Origin of the sequence: Leptospira ellinghausenii, from assembly GCF_003114815.1 — a bacterium.
In the GTDB taxonomy this organism is placed as follows: domain Bacteria; phylum Spirochaetota; class Leptospiria; order Leptospirales; family Leptospiraceae; genus Leptospira_A; species Leptospira_A ellinghausenii.
The window spans coordinates 221,471-241,166 of the sequence record NZ_BFAZ01000009.1; the positions used below are offsets into that span (position 1 = coordinate 221,471).

Genomic DNA, 19,696 nt, shown 5'->3' on the forward strand with positions numbered 1-19,696 from the left:
TAGAGGCACACTTTGGATTTTCATATCGGGAATAAAATCATAACTAGAAACTCAAGTCCATATTTGGTAGCAGAAATTGGACTCAATCATAATGCCAATTTAGAAATTGGGAAACGTACGATCGAAAAGGCAAAAGAATCAGGTGCTCATGCGGTTAAGTTCCAAACCTATCGAACAGAAGAATTCATAGATGCCAAAAACCCTGATGTAAAGTTTTTATTTGATATCTTCAAACAGTATGAGTTGGATGAAACATTTCATCGCGAATTCCAGAAAACAGCTTTGGATTTGGGACTCGATTTTTTTTCTACTCCCCTTTGCGATTCTGCTGTGGATTTATTATCAAGTCTCAATGTTCCTGTTTATAAAATTGCATCTGGTGATATTGTCAATTTATCTCTGTTAAACAAAGTAATCAATACTGGAAAACCAATCATTGTCTCCACTGGTGCTGCCTTACCAGAAGAAGTGATTCGTGCCATTTCTAAATTCCAAGATGAAAAGGTAGAAGTTTGTCTCTTACATTGTGTATCTATGTATCCAACACCACTAGACAAAGTGAATTTACAATCCATTCCCTATTATTTGGACACAACAGATTTTGTTGTTGGATTTAGTGACCATTCTGATGGAACACTCGCTTCCTCTCTCGCCATTGGTTTTGGTGCTGTTGTCATCGAAAAACATTTCACACTCGATCGAAACTTGGAAGGGCCAGACCACGCCATTTCGATGGATCCAGTCTCCTTTCGCAAATTGGCAGATGATACCAAACAAAGTTATCAGATGAGAGGTGTGTATGGAAAAAACACCCATCCAGAAGAAACAAGTGGATGGTTTTATGGTCGTAGGTCTTTGTACAAACAAAAGCAATCAGTGATTAGTTTACGACCTGCACTCCACACAAAAGACAATACTGTTTTAAATTCTTGGGATTTGGAAAAGGTGGGAGATCCTTCCCTTTTACCAGAAGGACCCATCCGATTGGCACCTAAGAGAGATTAGGTGCCAAGAGTGTTACATCTTTTGTATGATTTGTTCTAGTAACGTTTTTAAGAATACAGGATTTGGTGTTCCACTTTCAATCTTACGATCGTTGATAAAAAGGGAAGGAGTTGATTGGATATTTAATTTTTCTGCTTCGTCAATTTCTGCATTCAATTGGTTTTGAGCTTCTTTGGAAGCCATACAAGCCTTTAATGAGGAAACATTGAGACCAATGAGGTTTGCCAAATTCACAACACTCGCACCTGAATGAGCCACACCCTTCTCCAAGTTATCATACAAACCACGATACATCGGTTCAAATTTTCCTTGTTTGTCTGCACAAATCGCAGCCATTGCAGCTACACAAGAAGTTGCCCCTGGTCTTGGTTGTTGCATGAGTCGGTTACAGGAACCATCCAAAGGAAAATTTTTATACACAACTTTTACCATTCCATCATACTCAGAAAGAACCGTGTGTAAAATATGGCTTGTATGAAGGCAGTGACCACAATTGTAATCAGCATACTTTACGATTGTGATGGGTGCATCTTTTTTTCCAATGAAAGGAGAACCTTGGGTTTTGATCCCAAGTGTTGGCTCTAAGAAGAAAACATCAATTTTTGATTGGATTTCCTTAGAATCCATTCCACGAGATGTAGCAAGTGTATTCGAAGATTCACTTTTCACCCACATTTTACTAGATGCAAATCCAACTGAAAAACTAAAAAAGAAAACGAGTCCAAAAGTAGTCGTTCCTTCTTTTAAAGAAGATACAACATTTAGTTTTGGTTTCCCTTCTGTTTTCCATAACATAAATAAAATAGCTAATAGAGAGATGGTGACTAGGTAAGTAATAAAACACAATTGGCAAATTGTGCCAATAATTCCCACTGAAATTCCAAAAAGAATCAGATCAAAAATAAATCCTAAAGCCAAAACAGGGAAAAGTAAGGATATTAGTTTTGTGACTTCATCAGAACTTGTACTTTTTGAAATGAGATAAAATGCATAAGTGATTAATCCATAAAATCCAAACCCAAGTAAGGCGATAGGAACATTTCCTAAAAATGGAATTCCAGGAATGGCTGAATAGGAACTTTCAGCGACTTTTAAACAAGAATCACCTCCACCTAATGCGGAACAAGCGGCTCTAGCTACATTATCAGTTCCAATTCCAAAATACTCTACTGCCAATAGGAACGAAAAAAGAAGTCCTAAAACTCCTACGACGAGACCACCGATTGCCAAATTCTTACGATTCATTTTTACTTTTCCCTCTTTTGATTTAGAATCCTGATACTTTCTTTTAAATCTAATTTTCCTTCATAAATGGCTTTACCTGTGATGGCACCAAACAATTTTCCATTCGTTTTTTCAAATAAAGTTACTAAATCTTCAGTTTTAGAAACCCCACCAGAAGCAACTAATTGTAAATCAGGAAATTCTGTGAGTAATTCAATGTACACATCTGTATTGGGTCCTTCCATCATTCCATCTTTGGATATGTCAGTGAAAATCACATGGCGGACACCCATTCCGTACATCGTCTTTAAAAAATCTTTGTATAAAATTCCAGAATTGGTCTCCCAACCTTTGGTTCTCACATATCCATTTTTAGCATCAACGCCAATGACAATACGATTTTGCCCAAACATTTCTAAACCTTTTTGGACAACGTTCGGATCTTCCACAGCGACTGTGCCTAAAATAAAACGTGAAACTCCAAGCCCATCATAGAATTTCATATTTTCGATGGAGCGAATTCCTCCACCTAATTCCAGTTCTACGGAACATTCTTCTTTGATTTTTTTGATTGTTTTTCCGTTTTCTGATTTTCCAGTTTTTGCCGCATTCAAATCAACTATATGGATGAGAGTTGCACCCTGTTTTTCAAACACTTGGATCATTTTTTCGGGGGAAGAAGAATAAACCGTTTTTTTAGAATAGTCTCCCTGTAATAGGCGGACTGCTTCATTGTCGAGTAAGTCAATTGCTGGTAATACTAACATTAGAGTTCAATAAAATTTTTTAGGATTCCAAGCCCAATTTTGTCTGATTTTTCTGGATGGAATTGTGTTCCAAAAATTGTCTCCTTTTCTACAACAGCCGGGAACGATTCTCCATAATAATGGCAGTTAGCTGTAATATCCAACCTGTCAACGCCAACAGGCCTGTAGGAATGAATAAAATACATAAAGGATTCGTTTGGGATTCCTTTTAAAAGTTTTGTGTTTTTTGGTTTGATATCAAAGAGTTTGTTCCAACCCATATGAGGAACTTTGAGATTGGGTTTACCCTCAAACTTTCTGATTTTGCCTCTGATAAGTCCAAGCCCAGAAATTGTAGAACCAATTTTATTGGTTTCATCTGAGTCTTCAAATAACACTTGATAACCGATACAAATACCAAATAAATATTTTTTTGCAGCGACATGCTCTTTGATAATAGAAACAAATCCTAGTTCGTTAAGGTTTTCCATCGCTTTGTCAAAATGTCCATCACCTGGTAAGATGATTTTATCCGCCGATTTTACTTTGTTCGGATCACTTGTAAAAATAAAATCATCAGTATGCAAAGAAACTGCTTTTAATAGGGAATGGATATTCCCCATTCCAAAATCTAAAACAGCAATCACTCGAGCATTCCCTTTGTAGAAGGGATCTGGTCTTTGGCACCTGAATCAATCGAAATTGCTTGGCGTAATGCTTTTCCTAAGGCCTTAAATATAGATTCGTGGATGTGATGTCTGTTTTCACCATAATGTACCACAACATGTAGGTTCATTTTTGCATTCAGTGCTAGTTTTTGTAAAAACTCTAACGTAAGTTCGGCGTCGTAAATTCCAAACTTCCCATCCAGTGCAGGTCCAGTATATTTAAAATAAAATCTTCCACCTAAGTCAACTGCCACAGTTGTTAAAACTTCATCCATAGGAAGGGTGAAATTTCCATACCGAAAGATTCCTTTTTTGTCCCCGAGTTGGGTGTGGATCATTTGTCCAAGTAAAATGGCTGTGTCTTCCACGGAATGGTGGCAATCAATACCAATGTCCCCACGAAGTTTTAAGTCCATATCAATGAGACCATGTTTGGCTATATGAGAGAGCATATGCTCGAAAAAAGGGATTTCTGTATCGAATGAATAAACACCACTGCCTCGGAGGTTTAGGTCCAAGCGGATGTCCGTTTCGGATGTTTTTCTGGATTCCACCATATTCCTAAGCATGTTTGGTAGAAAACCCTGATGTCAAGAGAGAATGTAAACGATTTAGGAAGCGAGGCTCAAAACACCTACCAAATTATAACCGATAAATACCCAAAAACAATATACCAATGCGACCAATACAAAAAGCAAAATCCGTATCCAACGTGAGTCCAAATATGTCCCTCTATTGGAACTAACAAACCAGGCAAAAATCCTTCTCAAAATTTTAGGGAAATCCGTCCTTTTTTTCTGAAATTTCCCCTTTATTTTCCAAACCTTTGGTTGAACATTCGGATGAGTTCTGAAATCGAATCTTCCACATATTTGAAATGTTTAGGTTTCATCGGATCGAGTGGCATCATGTCATGGATCTTTTTATAACGATCGAAGGATTCGCGAATGTATTCCATATACTTTTGGCTCGTGATTCCATACCGTTTGAAAATCGCCTCGTTTTCGACAAACATTCGTTTGAATTCATCTGCATAATTGCCATCGTTCAAAAAATAGTACCGCAAATCAGATTTTGCCTGAGAAAAGGCAATGTCGATATTGGTGATGAATTTGGAAGATTTGGAAGTCTCTGTAACAACTTGGCTTTGTGAAGACAATTTAGAAGCTGCTTGTTCAATTGCCTTCTGCTCGGAAACACGCTTTTCCTTCTCGAAGTCTTTTGCTAATTTTTCGCGTTTTAATACCTCATCCACAGAGGACTTTTTTTCTTCAGGCATAGTTTCATTATCCCCATCTCAAATGAGTGTCAAGGATTTAGACGAAAAATTACTCCTGAACCTTTCGTAAGGCACAATTTGGCAACCACTCACACCGTAAACAAATGGGATCTTCGGTATTATACGTAGAGGGAGGGCAAATATTAGCGTTTTCCACTTGTAATGGTTGTAAATAATGAATGACCGAAGTTCGATCTTTTTTGGATTCAATTTGTCGTAAGACAGTTTCATTGAGTTTTTTTTGGTCCAAAAACAAATCTTCCACAGGTACCAGTTTTGGTTTTTGTTGTGGGACTGATTCTGATTGCCTTGTTGATTCCCATTCCATTCCAGGAAGGTATGGCATTGTCGTTGGTAAAAATTGTTTGGGAAACAGTTTCACAAGTAACCAAGCAGTCACGGCACCACCCAAGTGGCAGGTATTCGAAATAGGTGCATTCCCAAATTGGGAAATCAAATACCCAATCACAAGAGATACCCATACAGCATTTTTAGCCTTCACTGGAAAAATGAATAATAATAACTCTGCATTTGGGTAGAATAAACCAAATAACGCAAGTAAGCCGAAAACTGCACCCGAGGCACCGATTGTTTGAGAGGTCATGGACTCTAATAGGGAAATTCCACCACCTAACATAACATTCAAATATGCGGAACTTACTACAAAAATACCCGCACCAATTTGTGATAAAAAATATAAAATGATAAACTTTGTTTTCCCAATGATCGGTATGATGTTACTTCCTAACATATACATTGCATACATATTAAACAAAAGATGGATCGGTAATAATCCAACCTCATGTAAAAATCCATAGGTTAGTATTTGCCAAATTTCGCCACTGAGTACAAAGTCAGGAGTGAGTCCAAATCGAAAGATCAATTGTTGGTTTGCAAAGTATTGTAAAAAAAAGATAATACAATTGAGGATTAAAATTACATTCAAAGGATGAAGGATCGGATTCCCGAACAAACTAGGGCCCTGGCTTCGATTTCTACTCATGGTACTTCCAAAATTTAGAGTCTAGGGAAAGAAACAAGGGAAATAAAAAAAGGGGGAATCCTTTCGGAAGCCCCCCGGGAGTGATTTAAGGTAAAATCAGGCAACAGACCCTACCTTGATTATCAATCACTTCTACCATCGGAAATCCATGGCACTTGCTTAATAGCTGGGAGAAAAATTTAGGCAATTTTTGAAAGAGAATACAACGCATCTCTGTTCAGAATGTCGATGCGGTTTTTGTCGACGGAGATAAATTCTCGGGCTTTGAGATCCGAAAGCGCCCGTACCAAGGTTTCCGTTTTTGTACCAATGAAAGTCGCAAGTACATCCCTTGTGACTTTTAATTCCACATGGTTTTTTCGTCCTTGGGCATTGTCTAAAACAATGAGGATCTCTGCTAATTTTTCATGAACTTGTTTGGTCCCAAGAGAGACCACATGTTCTTCCATCTCACGCCACTCTTTGGCCATTTGTCGGAATACTTCTTTTTGGAAATTACTATCATCTTTGACCAGAGCATCAATGAGTGCTCCTGTGATGTAACAAGCGTGAGTGTCCTCAACTGCGACAACATTATGGTGGGAAATGGAATCAGAAATACAATCACGAAATCCAACCCAATCACCAGGCCCACTCAATCGGAGGGTTTGTTCTTTCCCACTGGCGAGTTGCACATAACTGCGTACGAGTCCTGATTTGATGAAAAAAAATCCTTCGGCCTTTACTCCTGCAGTGACGAGGTGTTTACCACGAGGGAAGATCGTAAAATCTTTCCCTGCATTGATTCGTTCAATTGTTTCATGAGCAGCACAATGGAGCACATTATGATTTTTATAATCACATACAAAACAATCAGGATTGAGTGGAAGGTCAGACATCGAACTTTTATGTAACCCCTTACCAGTCGCTTGTCGAGACAAAATTTTAGAAACTTTCTAAAATTTTATTTACCCTTAAATTTAGGATCTCGTTTTTCTATAATACTCTGGATGGTCTCTTTAAAGTCATCTGAGATAAAGTTTCGCGCTTGTGATTCCGCTTCTTTTTTCAATGCCGAATCCAGCTGTTTCCAGGAATACAAATTTTGTTTGAGTTCTTGTAAGGCAAGTGGAGCGGCTTTTGATAAGGAAAGGGCAAGATCCATAGCACGTTCATACACTGATGTTTTAGGAACGGCATCTAATGCAAGACCCCACTCCTTTGCCATCTCCCCGTTAAAAGTTTCACCCGTGAAGAGTAACCTACCACCTAAACTTTTCCCTAAAAGTTCTGGGGCAAGGAAACTCGAACCCATACCAGGGTGGATCCCCAATCGGACAAAATTAAACGAATACTTTCCATCACTTGCGAAAATACGTAAGTCACATCCAAACGTTAAGGAAAGACCTGCACCAATTGCATGTCCGTTGACTGCAGCAATGACAGGAACTGGAAGTTTTCTCACGGACAAAAAGAAACCATAGAACTTTCTCATATCACGTCTGTTTTGCGAAAAACTTTTCTCTGAAAAAGATCGTAATAAATTCAGATCTCCACCTGCGCAGAATACATCACTGCGACCAGATATTATAACGGCTCTTGGTAATTTTTTTTGTTTGCGAATGGAATGGATGATGTCAGCAAATTCCTCCCCCATTTTCCATGTCATGGAATTACGGGAAGAAGGGTTGTCTAAGAAGATGGAAAGGATGGTTCCATCTTCTGTTTCACGGGATTCTATTTCTAGGAATTCATACTCTTTGGATTCAAATCGCGATTTCATCTATCTGAAAGGATTCGTACCAGGCTTTATCTTGTAAAGATAAAGGTTTTTTCCCGATCTCCATATTTTCAAAGTAATTGAGTAAAATTTCTAAGTGTTGGCTTTCCAAATTTTGATTTGGCAAAGCAGAATCAATGCCTTTGCTAAACAATACATCAGCTCTGATTTTGTCTTTGTAGTGGTCTGGTTTTCCAGAAAAAATCAAATGCGAAGAAATCAAATCGAATCGGATTGTATCGATAATCCTGCGAAGTGAATCTTCTGATTCTAAATAATAACGAGATGCTACTTCCGTTTGGAAGTAATCACCCCAAGTGATGAGATCAGGGAGAGATCCTGTTTTTTCCAAAATTTTCTTTTGGGCCTCTTCATCAGTGTACAAACAGCCTGCAAATCGTTCCACTATGGAATGGAGTTCTGACAGAATGGCTACCTTTTCAGGATTTAAGAGTCCTTGTCGGATCATTGGCATCAGCTCAGGATTTACATGTTTGGGGAGAGTTAGTTCCATATACTTCCCATTTCGGCGGATTCTGTCGTTTTCTGGCATATTTTCTCTGCCAGAAAATCAGTTTTAGACCTCTAAAAATCGATAATTTTAGTATGGCAATCGGCAGAACGGATTCGATGCAGGAACTCATCACGATTTTAGAATCGTTATTCGATGAGACGATTATTGGATCTGATGTCAATATTGTTAAACACCTCTTTTACTATCTAAAAGCTGACAACAGAGAGTTTGAATTTATCTATGAAGAGGATAACTTAGTTGCTGCTGTGGAGGAAATTGAGGCTCATACAGTCACTCTAATGATCCCTGACCTCGTCGAAAAAGGTTCCCGCAGAGCCCGAGTTCGATTTGAGGTGATGAACATCAATTATCAGTTTGAAGTTGTCATCCTTGATATCCAAAAAGACCAAATTGTCATCAAAACTCCAACGGAGTTACAATCTTACCAACTAAGAACGAATAAACGGATCCCAGTTGATGATTTGTTCATGAACTTTATCATTCTCTTTCGAAGTTTGTCTGGAGGTTCAAGGGAAGTTGGAAAGAACCTTTATGCAGAAAGCAGGTTCCCTCACCTAATGAAGGAAGTACGAAAAGATAGGCCAGACAGTAAACTCATCAATATTATGTTAACCGAGGCAATCGAAAGGATTTCTAAAGATTATGAAATTCATTTTTACAAAGAAGATGAAAAATTAAACGAATTTGAGGATTTTATAAAAAAAACGATTCTACGTACTGGGAAAACTATTTATATCCCCGATTGTAATCGTATCACTTCCTATATCAATGAGCCAAAAGATGATGTGTTATTTAATTATTATTCTGAACACAAAGAGATGGCAAAGGAATTAGGTGATGAATTTGCATTGGATTTTTTTGAATCCATGAGAAAACATGAATCTCGAAATTTTTATGTTTCATATATCATTACTCCAATCCGATTGTATGAAGATGTTGTTGGTTATATCAAAGTATATTCCACAGCAATGGAACGTTTTACAATCTCACAAAACCAAGCAATTTATATTTTTGAGTTAGCTGAAATCATCAGTTATGTATTCACAAAAATTGCAATTCAGTATGGAAGTTATGAAACCATGCAATCCACAACCAAAGTTGTTGATATATCTTTAGATGGTTTGCTTTTTGAAATATATGACAAACGACTGTTTCATTATTTAAAACGTCACAATATCATCAAAATGTTTATCCCTTTAAACAAAGAAAGAACCATGATCCTTCGTGGGGAAATCATTCGTTTTTTAGATAAGGGTGATCATTACCACCTAGGTGTGAATTATTTTAGTTCAGCGCCAGATGATATGTTATTCTTAGAATCTTATTTGTTTGAAAAAAGTATGAAAATTCTCTCAGAGTAATCCAGATTGTTTTTCAGCAAGACGAATTGCATTGAGTAAATCTTCCGACAAGGTAGTTTCGCCAGTATAATACAATCGTAAAAGTTTACCGTGTTCTACGAGTTTGGATCGATAAGTGGTTTCCTCATTGGTTCCTCTAGTTTCTTTCCAACGTAAATTGTAAAACTCACAGGCTAATTTATGAAGGTAATAGTCGGCTTTCCTAAGAGAATATGCTTTATTTAAAAATTCTTCTGATCGACTGGCAAGTTCATCCCTTGTTTTGCGAAGATCAACTGTATTCCCAGCTAAATTTGTATGTAATAAACTTAAATAAGTCACTTCAAAACTATACAACCAAACTTCGTATATTTTTGGATATAAAGTGCGTGCTTCTTTTGCCACTTGTGGCATGAGTTCTAATTGTTTTTTGTTTTCTTTCCCTTCCACTTTGAAATAAAAAGTCAAAAATCGTAAGTAGTCCACAAGGAATAACAAACGTTCTTGGGGATTCGAAAATCGTTCTCTATTTTTCCAAGCCATGGAATACTCAAAGGCAGTTGACACGTACCCTTCTCCATCTTTCCAATGGGCTTTTCCTAACGCATAATGTAAATCAGGTGAACTTTGGTCTAAAGATACAGCATGTTTGTATTTGCGAAGGGCTTCATCCATTTGGCCTTTGGCAAAATAATGATCACCTTGTTTTTTTGCGATAAAGGCTTCTTCATACTTTGTGGTATCGAGCATCCTTGCAGCTGTTACTGGCCTGTCTTCGATCAAACGAAGGTAACCTTCTCCACGTACCTGCCATCCAAAAAAAGTAGTGAGGTAGACAGATTTTACAGTAATCATCCCCACAATGTTACCATCACGAAACGTTTTGTGGTCTTGGTTTTTTTCGAGTAAGTATAAGGTTTGGCCGACTCGAATGCCTTTTGGATCTGCCACCTTGATTGTGACTGTGTCCGGTCTTGTATCTACTTCTAATTCTTGGGAGAGTTTATCGACTTCGTAAAAACTTGCTTTTTCAATCCCAACCACTTCCCCCACAACAATCATTCGAAGTGGATCTAAAGAGGATTGGCTACGAAAGGCAAATGCCAAACGATCTGATGGTGACTGCGCAAACAGAAACGATACGAATAAAAATGGGAAAATACAGAGCCGAACCATCTACTCTAAGAATCGACCAAAACAAAAACGGGAAGAGAAGAAAATTGAATCCCTACCCTGATGGGTAGGGAAAAAACTCTTATTTGGGTTGGAATTCTAAACGATACTTGCCATCTCCTACTTGGCTTTTCGAATACAGGATTTTTCTGTGGACCCCATTGATATAGTCATCCACAAGATTTCCATAAAACGGACTTCCTAAATTCCCACTATTTCCAATTGGAAGTTGTGTCACTGACTCCTCAAACCTACCATAATCGATGACCCTTCGTTTGGAAGGTCCCGCTATAGCAGTCCAATCCTCTTTCATCAGTTTGTATTTTAGATTGTTTACCACTTCAGCTCCACCAGCACTCGGTAATGGACCAATATTAAAAACACCACCTATCAATGGTAAAACGCCTAGTGGATGAGGATGTTTGATTTTGTATAAATATTTCCATTTCCACAGACTTGGAGATGCGGAAACATTTTTTTCCAAATATCTTGCGGTAAGTTCAATGGAACGATTTAAGATATCAGTTCTTGTTTCCAAGGTTTCTACTGTTCTAAGGTCATCCCAATAATTCGAATTTGGATTTCGTATGAATCGACGGTAAGCATTCCAATACTCCGCCATTTCCCCATACAATTCAAAATGTTCAGGTCCCATTTCATCAATGAGTAGTTCTTTCATTGTGATATAAAAGAAAACATCATAAACAGCTGCCCCTTGGGACTCTGGGAAGTGTTCAAAATTCCAATTTTTAAGAATTTCTAAAACTTTTTTGCCACCTAACGTCTTTGGTTCTTTCACAGAAGAAAACAAAATCTCTAAGTATTCTGGTGCAAAAGAGGAAACTGAATCATTCTGAATGGCCGCAAGTTCTTCCAAACTCCATTTTTCTTGGGTTTCGAGAATTCCAACTAACCTTTGAAAACGATCTGGTGGTTGCCAATTTCCTTCAGGTTTACCAAGTCCCGGTATTTTTCCACTAGTGACGAGGTTATTGGCAGTGACTATGATTCCATTTTTCGGATTGATGATCTTAGGATTGTCCTTAGACGGAACATAACCAATCACATCATGTTCACCCGTCGAACCTTCTAAAATTTTTCTTGGATTTCCAGATTTTAGGATTGGAAACCTTCCCACTGCATAATAGGCAATGTTCCCATCTTTATCTGCGTAACTAAAATTGAGACCAGGTGCTCCAATCATAGAAGATGCAGAATCCAATTCTTGGAAAGACTTAGATTTACCCATCTTATACAAAACATCTAGTAGTGGATTGTCTAAATGGTGATGTGCCCAGTACAAACTAACTGGTCTCCCTTTATAACCTTTTATGTGTTCGGTGATGATGGGACCATGGTTTGTGATCGCGACTTCAAAAGGAATTTTAGTACCATCTTTTTGTTTGATCTCATCTTTGTAATAGGTTAATTCTTTCCAATTGGAACCAGACTTATATTTGCCGGCTTCAATGGTTTCCATATACAAATTCACATCATCTTGTTCGAGCATGGTTAAACCCCATGCCTTGTCTCTATTATGAGCAATGAGTGGAAAAGGGATAATAGACAAAAAGTAACCATAGTTTTCATAACCAGGGTATTCAATATACGCTTCGTACCAAGCACCTGGATTGGATAAAGCAATATGTGGGTCATTGGCAAGAACTGCACCACCACTGGCAGAACGACTTGGACCCACAAGCCATGAATTACTACCTTCTAATGGTTCAATCGGGAGATTGAGGGAACTCACAAACGTTACCAACTGCTTTAAGTTGGTGATATCTTTGTTTGATTGAGAGAGAGAACTTTTAATGTCACTGCCTTTTAAATCATTCTTTGGATTTACGTTTGGAATTGGAAGATTTGATGTTAATTTTTTAACACCTGGTTGGGATTCCAAAATTGAGGCATTTGTCTCAAAATCATACCTCGGGAATAATTCACTAGCCGATCTACCAACTAACTCAGATTCCATGATCGAATATAAACTATCAGATTTAATCCCTTCCGCAAATGAAAATCCCATATAAAACAAGAATGAAATAGCATCCACTCGGTCAAATGGTCGAGGTTTGATCCCAAGGATTGTGTATTCAATGGGTAATGGTTCGGTTTCTAAGAAATGATTTACGCCTTCCAAAAACCAATCCAATTGTTCCCAGGCTTCTGGATAAATATGTTTTGTTTGATTGGCGTAGTTTTCCGCTGTTTGTTTCAATAATAACGATTTCAAAAATTGATCGGATGGAATGAGTTTTTCACCAAAAATTTCAGTGAGCTCTCCTTTTCCAATCCTTCTCTGTAATTCCATTTGAAAAATCCGATCCTGTGCCATCGTAAAACCTAACGCAAAATATGCGGACTTTGCATCCTCACCGACAATGTGTGGAATTCCAATTTCGTCTCGGATGACTGTAGCTTTAGAAGTTAACTTTTCGGAACGAATCTCACCTTGGTATCTTGGTGCTTTTAGAGAGACAAGCCCCCAAAACAATAAATGTAAGGTAATCGGTAAAGTTAGGATAAAAAGAAACAAGAGACTGAGGAATGGTCTCTTGTGAATGAATTTTTTAATTGAATGTATCATACTTTATTGTAGTGCTTTAATTTGACGAATTCGGTTTTGTTTATCAGCTGAGTCCCAAGCCGCATTGGAAAAAGATTCAACCTTATAAAATTTGGTTTTGTATTCATCTTTATAAGGGAGAACTAATTCACGATCAGGTTCTGTTGTTTTTGCTGCCTGGATTTTACGTAAACCTTCTGCTCCCTGGTTGAACCAATCTGGATCAATCGGTAAATTGACACGATGCCCTCTAAAAGAAGTAGCAAGATAAGGTCCGTCTAAGTCTTTATCACGTAGTATTTTCCCAAAAAAAGTAAATTCTACTTCATTTGATCCAGAAACAAGATCCCCATCATACACTGCATAGGCGATGTATTCTCCATTCTTTTCGTCCTTTAAATTAGCTTCTAAATGGTATTTTCCTTTTTTGTATACGTTGACTACTGCTCTCACAATGAGAGACCCATCTTGGAGTGAGTCCGAAAAAACTCCATTAAACTCTGCGGGGATGGATGGACTCGAAAAAAAACTAGAAGTCAATGTTGTTTTTAAATTTTCAGGGCCATAAGTAATTTCAGCAACAAGAGACATTTGTCCCCAATCAGCTTTTTGTGGTTTCCAGGAGAATGTATAAATGTTATCTCCTCTTGTTTGGTCACCATCTGTTCCACTATCGTTAACAGATGCACTCACCACTCCAAATCGTTGCCCTTCCCATTCTTTAAAAACTTGGTGTGAATCAATGGAAACTTTCACACGATTCCTTGCTTTATCACGGCATTCGAGTGTGACATACATCATATCTTTATTTCCAATCACTGCCCATGTTTTTGGTTGGAATAAACATACATAACCTGTTGGTTCGTTTGTTTTTGCATCGATGGTATAGTCTGGGGATGTTTCAATGATGAATGGGAACGCTAAATCATGATTGAGAATCGACATTGGTCTTGAGAACGGTGGGTATTCTGCCCATTCTAAGTATTTTTCTAATATATATTCTGGAGTGGCTCCATCCTCTGGAATCCCTTCTCCGCCATCACCACCTTCACCACCTGATTCATTTCCTTGCGTTGGATCCGAATTTCTTGCCATTCTTTCTTGTCTAGCTTTCTCTTTTGCTTCTTGGTCAGAACCAAAACCATCATTGACGAAATAAAAGATCAAACCTACTAATACTAGTATAACAACAGTTAGATACACACCGTATCTACGAAATAAATCCATACGCTCCCTTCCTTATCTTTTATAAAACGGTTAAGAGCCTTGTCGGTTTTGAAACTATGTAAAGTAAAATTTAAATGGAAAAGAGACTGGCAATTGATTCAGAAATTGGGATTTCAGTTGGGATAGGCATCTGTTTCCATTCTTCATAGTATTTGTATACTGTTCGTGAATAAGAAGGAACACCACCAAATCGTTTGTATCCACCTAATCCTGCATTATAAGATAACAAAGCAGCTTCGAGGGATTCTGTGCGTTCCATTAGATAATTTAAATAAAGAACACCTAATATCAAATTGGTTTCAGGTTCTAAAAGATCTTTTTCCGAATGGAATGGGATTCCTTCTTTATTCGCAAGCCACTTCGCTGTTTCCGGCATAACTTGCATGAGGCCAATGGCACCTTTATGTGATTTTGCTCGTGTATTGAATTGTGATTCCGTTTGGATGAGGCCAACCAAAAAACCCAATTTGTCCATTGGCTCTTTTGCTATGGTGATTTTCTCTTTTGGGAAGCGTATATGGTAAGAAGCCCTTTCGATGATCGTGACCAAGTCCTTTTGTTCCTTTTTGGAAAGACCAGGTCGGTTTTTTGCAATCAGGGAATGTAATTTTACCTTTGCAGATAGATCACTTGGAGTGTTTCCTGACGGGTTGATTTTCCCGTACGATTCGAACAGAAAGACCATTCCCAAACCAAATACGGCGATTTTATGGAAGAAATTGGATTGTTTTCGCATGGTGACTGGTTGTCTCCTTATTGTGCAATGCACAATAAGGTCAGTTTCTGGCACCACCCTCTGGCGGCAAGGGGAATTTGTGCGATGCACAACGAAAAAAACGGACAAATGGGAAATGCTTGCCGAAAGTTTCTTCACTCGCATTTTTGGAGAGGCTTGGCACCAACTCTCAACCTTTACAGTTTCTTCTATTTCGGACTCAGTTTAGTAAGTGGGATTGCCTATATTTACTTTCGCTCAAGAAAAGAGGAACTGACCCCCAGTTTTCGAGGGTTACTCATCCCACTACTCAGCTTGTTCTATTGGTCCATTGCTTGGTCAATTTGTAATTCGTTCTTAAGCCACCTCACTGCCTATGTATTTGTCTTTCTGAAAAATCCAGCCATTCTCGTTCTGGGTGTTTCTACTTCTGAGTTAGCATTTCGGTTCCAAGAAGACTTGTTCCCACGTTGGCGTAAATGGAGTTTGTGGATCCAAACAGGACTTGCCTTATTTGCAGGTTTATGGAATGGAATTGGTTTCTTTTTTCGTGAAATTCGTTTTGATCCCAAAATGGAATTTTATGTTCCGATCCAATCATCAGAAAACACTTTGATCCAATTTTCCATATTATCCATTGCGATTGTACTTTGTTTGGTTCTTGTGAATACCTTAGTTGTTCTATTTACAAAATACAATCGTTTGGATGGATCCAAAAAAAAAGCAACTGGTGGATTTATCCTAGCAATCATAGGAATCCTTTCTTTAGCATTTGCTGATATTCTTGTTGATCTCAATTATGTGAGTAAACCTACTTATTTATTTGTTCTTACCAATCTTACGATCATCATCATGACCATTCTTGTTTTGGTTTCACTCAACCAAGACACTGTTCCATCGACAGTTGGATTTAAGATCATGACCTTTAATCTAACAATTTTGTATCTTATCCTTTCGATTGTCGCAAATTTTTTATTCAATCGGTTCCGAATCGACATTCAAAACGAAATGAGTAGAGAAAAGCATAATATCAAAACCCAATTGGAACTTGGGAACATTTATCCTTATGTTTATTTATCTGACCTCGTCATTGACATGCAGGAAAATAACTTTCGTATCAATAAAATTGAATTCTCAGAAAACCAAATCGAATCCTTACAAAATAGAATTCCTTCCTATGAATTTTTTAAAGTGGACACATTCAATAATGACCCAACTGGAATTTATTGGACATCCGATTTTTTTGCAAAAAACCATCACTTTTTAGTCGCAATTCCTTACATTGAATATAGAGAAAAGGTTCACCAAACCGTTGTATGGTTAATCATAACGCTACTTTTTTCAATTTTTACTATTTTTATGTTATATCCGGTATTACATAAAACCAGTATCGTTTTCCCTTTAACAAGACTGCTTTCTGGAATCAGAAGGATGCAATCAGGTGATTTATTTGTTTCTGTTGAAGTCTCCAGTAAAGATGAAATCGGAGAACTATCAAAAAGTTTTAATGAAATGATTTCGATCGTTAGAGAGGCTAGATTCCAACTCGAACAAAAAATTGAAGAAAGAACTGTTTCTCTCAATAATACAATTTTAGAATTACGGGATACCCAGGAACAACTGTTACATGCAGAACGAATGTCCACATTGGGTAAAATCGCGGCAAGTGTAGCACATGAAATTAATAACCCACTCGCTGCCATCAAAGGGAGTATCCAATTCATTAAGGATAGTCAATTTTCCGATGATTCAGACCAACGTTCTCCATTAGAGATCCAAGCAGATTCACTCATTGAAAGTTTCAAAAATCAAAAACGTTCGGAAGTCACTTCCAGATTTAAAAGGAAAAGAGAACTCACCAATTTTTTTAGATCAAAACAAGTTTCAGATCCAATCTCCCTTGCAGATACCTGCTTTGATTTTCATATGGAAGAGATACCAACTCCCTTTTTATCTTTATTTGACACGAGAGAAGGGATAGAAGCTTTCCAATCAAGACTCAACGAACATGTGATCCGATTCCATTTGGGAATCATTGAAACGGCAGTCGAACGTGCTTCTAAAATCGTATTCGCCTTAAAACACCACTCGTACCAGGGACCGAAAGAGAACCAAAAAGAATTATCCCTAAAACAAGGCATTGAGTCAGTTTTAAGTATGTATTCCAAAAGTTGGAAACCCCATGTGGAGTTAGAATGGAATTGTGAGGGAGATCCAAATGTATTTGGCCATGCTGACGAACTTGTACAAGTTTGGACCAATTTGGTCTATAATTCCTTCCAAGCTTGTCCCAGTGAAAACGGCAAAATTTCCATCAGCCTCAAAACTACCAATTCTGAAGCCGTGATACAGATCGAAGATAATGGAAAGGGAATTCCCGAAGACATTTTACCTCGTATCTTTGAACCTTTTTTTACAACGAAAGAACTGGGAATGGGTACCGGACTCGGATTGTCCATCGTCCAAAAAATCATCGAAAACCACCAAGGGAAAATCCAAGTCCAAAGCCAACCAGGGAAAACCCTCTTCACCATCCACCTACCCCTAGCAAATTCCTAGGATCTCTCGGGTAGTTTTGTCATGAAACCAGCGACAATGGCAAATTTATGTTAAAATTTTGTCTAAATTGGTCAAAAAAATTCTTGTCAATCTTTTGCCAAACTTATACAACAAGAGAAACATCAAACGGGAATAGGAAATTACCATGCGAACTCTCCTCACAGCCATCACAACTTTGCTCCTAGCAGGGTCACTCAGCGCACAAACTTACACTGTGTTCATACACGGAAAATCAGACAAAAACCATAACGGTGTGGGAACCACTGATGTGAATGGGTATTGGGGTTCTTCTGTGAATTCCGTAGGCGGAACTCGCATTTTCATTGGATACGATGGAACAACTGATCCTAGATCCTACGGTTCTTCTCGTGCCCAAACCAATATTTCCACAGGACTTACAAACTACTGCAAAGGAGCAAACTCCTGCAAAATCGTATGCCACTCGGCTGGATGTTATGCCATTGAATATTGGTTATCAAATTTAGGTTCTACTGCTTCTTCCAAAGGTTTTAATCTCACAAAAGTAACTGCACTTGCTGCTGCCTCTGGCGGATCGGAACTTGCAAACGCACTGAACGGAATCACTTTCGGTTTTGGTGGAAATGCAATGGACAAATCACTCATCGTAACAACTGCTCGTGGTGCGTTTAACCATAATAATACGGCTGGTGTTGCTGTGAACCACGTACCTGGTTACAAAGGTATGTTTGGAGCTTCTGCTATCCTTCCTGGTGAAGATGATTATGCTGTCGCATACCACTCATCTTGCGGTTACAACCGCGCTGGTGGTTTGAACAAGTGCCAATCTTCTCTCACTCAATACGAAGGATTATGGCCATTCGGATCGAACAAAACATATAACCAATACAGCGGTCACTACCGTGCACCTTCTGTTTCTTCCACTGGATTGTATCTAGACCATGGTCAGATCAAAACTGAAGGTTGGAGATAATTTTAGGAATCATTGATAGAAAGGAAAAGGAAAAAAGAGATGCGTAGCTCAATCACAACAATACTAGCGTTCCTCGTTGCAGGATCACTTAGTGCACAAACCTATACCGTGTTCATTCACGGTAAGTCGGACAAAAACCACAATGGTGTGGGAACAACAGATGTAAACGGATACTGGGGTTCATCCACTAGTTCTGTTTCTGGATCTAAAATTTTCATCGGATACGATGGAACTTCTGATCCAAGAACATACGGATCTGCTCGCGCACAAACAAACATTGCGACAGGTTTGACAAACTACTGTAAAGGTGCAAACTCTTGTAAAATTGTATGCCACTCTGCAGGCTGTTATGCGATTGAGTATTGGTTATCCAATTTAGGTTCTACTGCATCCTCTAAAGGTTTTAACCTTACAAAAGTAACTGCACTTGCTGCTGCTTCTGGTGGATCAGAACTTGCTTCCGCTCTTAACGGAATCACTTTTGGTTTCGCAGGAAACGCAATGGACAAATCACTCATCGTTTCCACTGCTCGCGGAGCATTCAACCATAACAATACTGCGGGTGTTGCTGTGAACCACGTACCTGGTTACAAAGGTTTGATTGGAGCTTCTGCCATCCTTCCTGGTGAAGATGATTATGCTGTTGCTTACCACTCTTCTTGTGGATACAACAAAGCAGGTGGACTCAACAAATGCCAATCTACTCTTACTCAAAGTGAAGGCATTTGGCCTTTCAACTCCAATGTAACATACACTCAATACAGTGGACACTACAGAGCACCTTCAGTTTCCTCTACTGGTCTTTACCTCGACCATGGACAACTCAAAGCAGAAGGATACCGATAGGATCGGATTCCACTTCTAACCTTACCAAACTTTGGTAAGACCAAAAGGCCAGCCCATCAGGCTGGTCTTTTTTTTGCCCAAATATAATACAAATTG

At 38.4% G+C, this 19,696-nt stretch carries 18 protein-coding genes; 5 read left to right on the forward strand and 13 right to left on the reverse strand.

Annotated elements, in window-relative coordinates:
- Positions 1 to 12 precede the first annotated feature (12 nt).
- On the forward strand, positions 13 to 1,005 hold the full coding sequence (locus tag DI076_RS09515) for an N-acetylneuraminate synthase family protein (protein ID WP_108959692.1): 993 nt from the start codon (positions 13 to 15) through the stop codon (positions 1,003 to 1,005).
- A 12-nt stretch (positions 1,006 to 1,017) separates the two neighbouring features.
- On the opposite strand, the gene DI076_RS09520 is transcribed toward DI076_RS09515, so the two are convergent.
- The 9 genes from DI076_RS09520 to DI076_RS09560 form a co-directional block, all read right to left on the reverse strand.
- On the reverse strand, positions 1,018 to 2,250 hold the full coding sequence (locus DI076_RS09520; RefSeq protein ID WP_108959693.1) for a vitamin K epoxide reductase/DsbA family protein: 1,233 nt from the start codon (positions 2,248 to 2,250) through the stop codon (positions 1,018 to 1,020).
- Between the two features lie 2 nt (positions 2,251 to 2,252).
- On the reverse strand, positions 2,253 to 2,996 hold the full coding sequence (gene hisA, locus DI076_RS09525) for a 1-(5-phosphoribosyl)-5-[(5-phosphoribosylamino)methylideneamino]imidazole-4-carboxamide isomerase (RefSeq protein WP_108959694.1): 744 nt from the start codon (positions 2,994 to 2,996) through the stop codon (positions 2,253 to 2,255).
- Positions 2,996 to 3,622, reverse strand: a complete 627-nt coding sequence (gene hisH / locus DI076_RS09530; RefSeq protein WP_108959695.1) for an imidazole glycerol phosphate synthase subunit HisH — start codon at positions 3,620 to 3,622, stop codon at positions 2,996 to 2,998. Before hisH ends, hisA begins: the two co-directional genes overlap by 1 nt.
- Positions 3,619 to 4,200, reverse strand: a complete 582-nt coding sequence (hisB, locus tag DI076_RS09535; RefSeq protein WP_167396522.1) for an imidazoleglycerol-phosphate dehydratase HisB — start codon at positions 4,198 to 4,200, stop codon at positions 3,619 to 3,621. The genes hisH and hisB overlap by 4 nt, the downstream gene beginning before the upstream one ends.
- A 254-nt stretch (positions 4,201 to 4,454) precedes the next feature.
- Positions 4,455 to 4,922: an LIC11177 family protein gene (locus tag DI076_RS09540; protein WP_100726292.1), complete on the reverse strand. Its 468-nt coding sequence runs from the start codon at positions 4,920 to 4,922 to the stop codon at positions 4,455 to 4,457.
- 49 nt (positions 4,923 to 4,971) lie between these two features.
- Positions 4,972 to 5,925 (reverse strand): rhomboid family intramembrane serine protease, encoded by a 954-nt coding sequence (locus DI076_RS09545; protein ID WP_108959697.1) that lies wholly within the window; start codon positions 5,923 to 5,925, stop codon positions 4,972 to 4,974.
- A gap of 179 nt (positions 5,926 to 6,104) precedes the next feature.
- Positions 6,105 to 6,803 carry a Crp/Fnr family transcriptional regulator gene (locus tag DI076_RS09550; protein ID WP_108960885.1) on the reverse strand — a complete coding sequence of 233 codons (699 nt, stop codon included), beginning with the start codon at positions 6,801 to 6,803 and terminating at the stop codon, positions 6,105 to 6,107.
- 65 nt (positions 6,804 to 6,868) lie between these two features.
- Positions 6,869 to 7,687, reverse strand: coding sequence for an enoyl-CoA hydratase/isomerase family protein (locus tag DI076_RS09555; RefSeq protein WP_108959698.1), 819 nt, complete (start codon positions 7,685 to 7,687; stop codon positions 6,869 to 6,871).
- On the reverse strand, positions 7,671 to 8,198 hold the full coding sequence (locus tag DI076_RS09560) for a hypothetical protein (protein ID WP_108960886.1): 528 nt from the start codon (positions 8,196 to 8,198) through the stop codon (positions 7,671 to 7,673). The genes DI076_RS09555 and DI076_RS09560 overlap by 17 nt, the downstream gene beginning before the upstream one ends.
- A gap of 92 nt (positions 8,199 to 8,290) precedes the next feature.
- Here DI076_RS09560 and DI076_RS09565 point away from each other — a divergent pair, with 92 nt between their 5' ends.
- On the forward strand, positions 8,291 to 9,580 hold the full coding sequence (locus DI076_RS09565; protein WP_108959699.1) for a DUF1577 domain-containing protein: 1,290 nt from the start codon (positions 8,291 to 8,293) through the stop codon (positions 9,578 to 9,580).
- On the opposite strand, the gene DI076_RS09570 is transcribed toward DI076_RS09565, so the two are convergent.
- The 4 genes from DI076_RS09570 to DI076_RS09585 form a co-directional block, all read right to left on the reverse strand.
- Positions 9,572 to 10,735, reverse strand: coding sequence for a tetratricopeptide repeat protein (locus tag DI076_RS09570; RefSeq protein ID WP_108959700.1), 1,164 nt, complete (start codon positions 10,733 to 10,735; stop codon positions 9,572 to 9,574). The two genes, DI076_RS09565 and DI076_RS09570, sit on opposite strands and share 9 nt — an antisense overlap.
- A gap of 79 nt (positions 10,736 to 10,814) precedes the next feature.
- The gene (locus DI076_RS09575; protein WP_108959701.1) at positions 10,815 to 13,322 is read right to left on the reverse strand and encodes a penicillin acylase family protein; all 2,508 of its coding nucleotides are present in this window, start codon (positions 13,320 to 13,322) and stop codon (positions 10,815 to 10,817) included.
- Between the two features lie 3 nt (positions 13,323 to 13,325).
- Positions 13,326 to 14,528, reverse strand: a complete 1,203-nt coding sequence (locus DI076_RS09580; protein WP_108959702.1) for a hypothetical protein — start codon at positions 14,526 to 14,528, stop codon at positions 13,326 to 13,328.
- A 70-nt stretch (positions 14,529 to 14,598) separates the two neighbouring features.
- Positions 14,599 to 15,264 carry a lytic transglycosylase domain-containing protein gene (locus DI076_RS09585; protein ID WP_108959703.1) on the reverse strand — a complete coding sequence of 222 codons (666 nt, stop codon included), beginning with the start codon at positions 15,262 to 15,264 and terminating at the stop codon, positions 14,599 to 14,601.
- Between the two features lie 156 nt (positions 15,265 to 15,420).
- On the opposite strand from DI076_RS09585, the gene DI076_RS09590 reads away from it, so the two are divergent.
- The 3 genes from DI076_RS09590 to DI076_RS09600 all read left to right on the forward strand — a co-directional run bounded on the left by DI076_RS09590 (position 15,421) and on the right by DI076_RS09600 (position 19,600).
- Positions 15,421 to 17,802, forward strand: coding sequence for a HAMP domain-containing sensor histidine kinase (locus DI076_RS09590; protein WP_108960887.1), 2,382 nt, complete (start codon positions 15,421 to 15,423; stop codon positions 17,800 to 17,802).
- Between the two features lie 145 nt (positions 17,803 to 17,947).
- On the forward strand, positions 17,948 to 18,754 hold the full coding sequence (locus tag DI076_RS09595; protein WP_100716320.1) for a hypothetical protein: 807 nt from the start codon (positions 17,948 to 17,950) through the stop codon (positions 18,752 to 18,754).
- A 39-nt stretch (positions 18,755 to 18,793) separates the two neighbouring features.
- Positions 18,794 to 19,600, forward strand: a complete 807-nt coding sequence (locus DI076_RS09600; RefSeq protein ID WP_108960888.1) for a hypothetical protein — start codon at positions 18,794 to 18,796, stop codon at positions 19,598 to 19,600.
- Positions 19,601 to 19,696: the final 96 nt, after the last annotated feature.

Excerpts from the sequence above, each read along its gene's own strand:
- DI076_RS09520 (WP_108959693.1), bottom strand. The coding sequence starts at position 2,250 with ATGAATCGTAAGAATTTGGCAATCGGTGGTCTCGTCGTAGGAGTTTTA.
- hisA (WP_108959694.1), bottom strand. The coding sequence starts at position 2,996 with ATGTTAGTATTACCAGCAATTGACTTACTCGACAATGAAGCAGTCCGC.
- hisB (WP_167396522.1), bottom strand. The coding sequence starts at position 4,200 with ATGGTGGAATCCAGAAAAACATCCGAAACGGACATCCGCTTGGACCTA.
- DI076_RS09540 (WP_100726292.1), bottom strand. The coding sequence starts at position 4,922 with ATGCCTGAAGAAAAAAAGTCCTCTGTGGATGAGGTATTAAAACGCGAA.
- DI076_RS09545 (WP_108959697.1), bottom strand. The coding sequence starts at position 5,925 with ATGAGTAGAAATCGAAGCCAGGGCCCTAGTTTGTTCGGGAATCCGATC.
- DI076_RS09550 (WP_108960885.1), bottom strand. The coding sequence starts at position 6,803 with ATGTCTGACCTTCCACTCAATCCTGATTGTTTTGTATGTGATTATAAA.
- DI076_RS09555 (WP_108959698.1), bottom strand. The coding sequence starts at position 7,687 with ATGAAATCGCGATTTGAATCCAAAGAGTATGAATTCCTAGAAATAGAA.
- DI076_RS09560 (WP_108960886.1), bottom strand. The coding sequence starts at position 8,198 with ATGGAACTAACTCTCCCCAAACATGTAAATCCTGAGCTGATGCCAATG.
- DI076_RS09565 (WP_108959699.1), top strand. The coding sequence starts at position 8,291 with ATGGCAATCGGCAGAACGGATTCGATGCAGGAACTCATCACGATTTTA.
- DI076_RS09570 (WP_108959700.1), bottom strand. The coding sequence starts at position 10,735 with ATGGTTCGGCTCTGTATTTTCCCATTTTTATTCGTATCGTTTCTGTTT.
- DI076_RS09575 (WP_108959701.1), bottom strand. The coding sequence starts at position 13,322 with ATGATACATTCAATTAAAAAATTCATTCACAAGAGACCATTCCTCAGT.
- DI076_RS09580 (WP_108959702.1), bottom strand. The coding sequence starts at position 14,528 with ATGGATTTATTTCGTAGATACGGTGTGTATCTAACTGTTGTTATACTA.
- DI076_RS09585 (WP_108959703.1), bottom strand. The coding sequence starts at position 15,264 with ATGCGAAAACAATCCAATTTCTTCCATAAAATCGCCGTATTTGGTTTG.
- DI076_RS09595 (WP_100716320.1), top strand. The coding sequence starts at position 17,948 with ATGCGAACTCTCCTCACAGCCATCACAACTTTGCTCCTAGCAGGGTCA.
- DI076_RS09600 (WP_108960888.1), top strand. The coding sequence starts at position 18,794 with ATGCGTAGCTCAATCACAACAATACTAGCGTTCCTCGTTGCAGGATCA.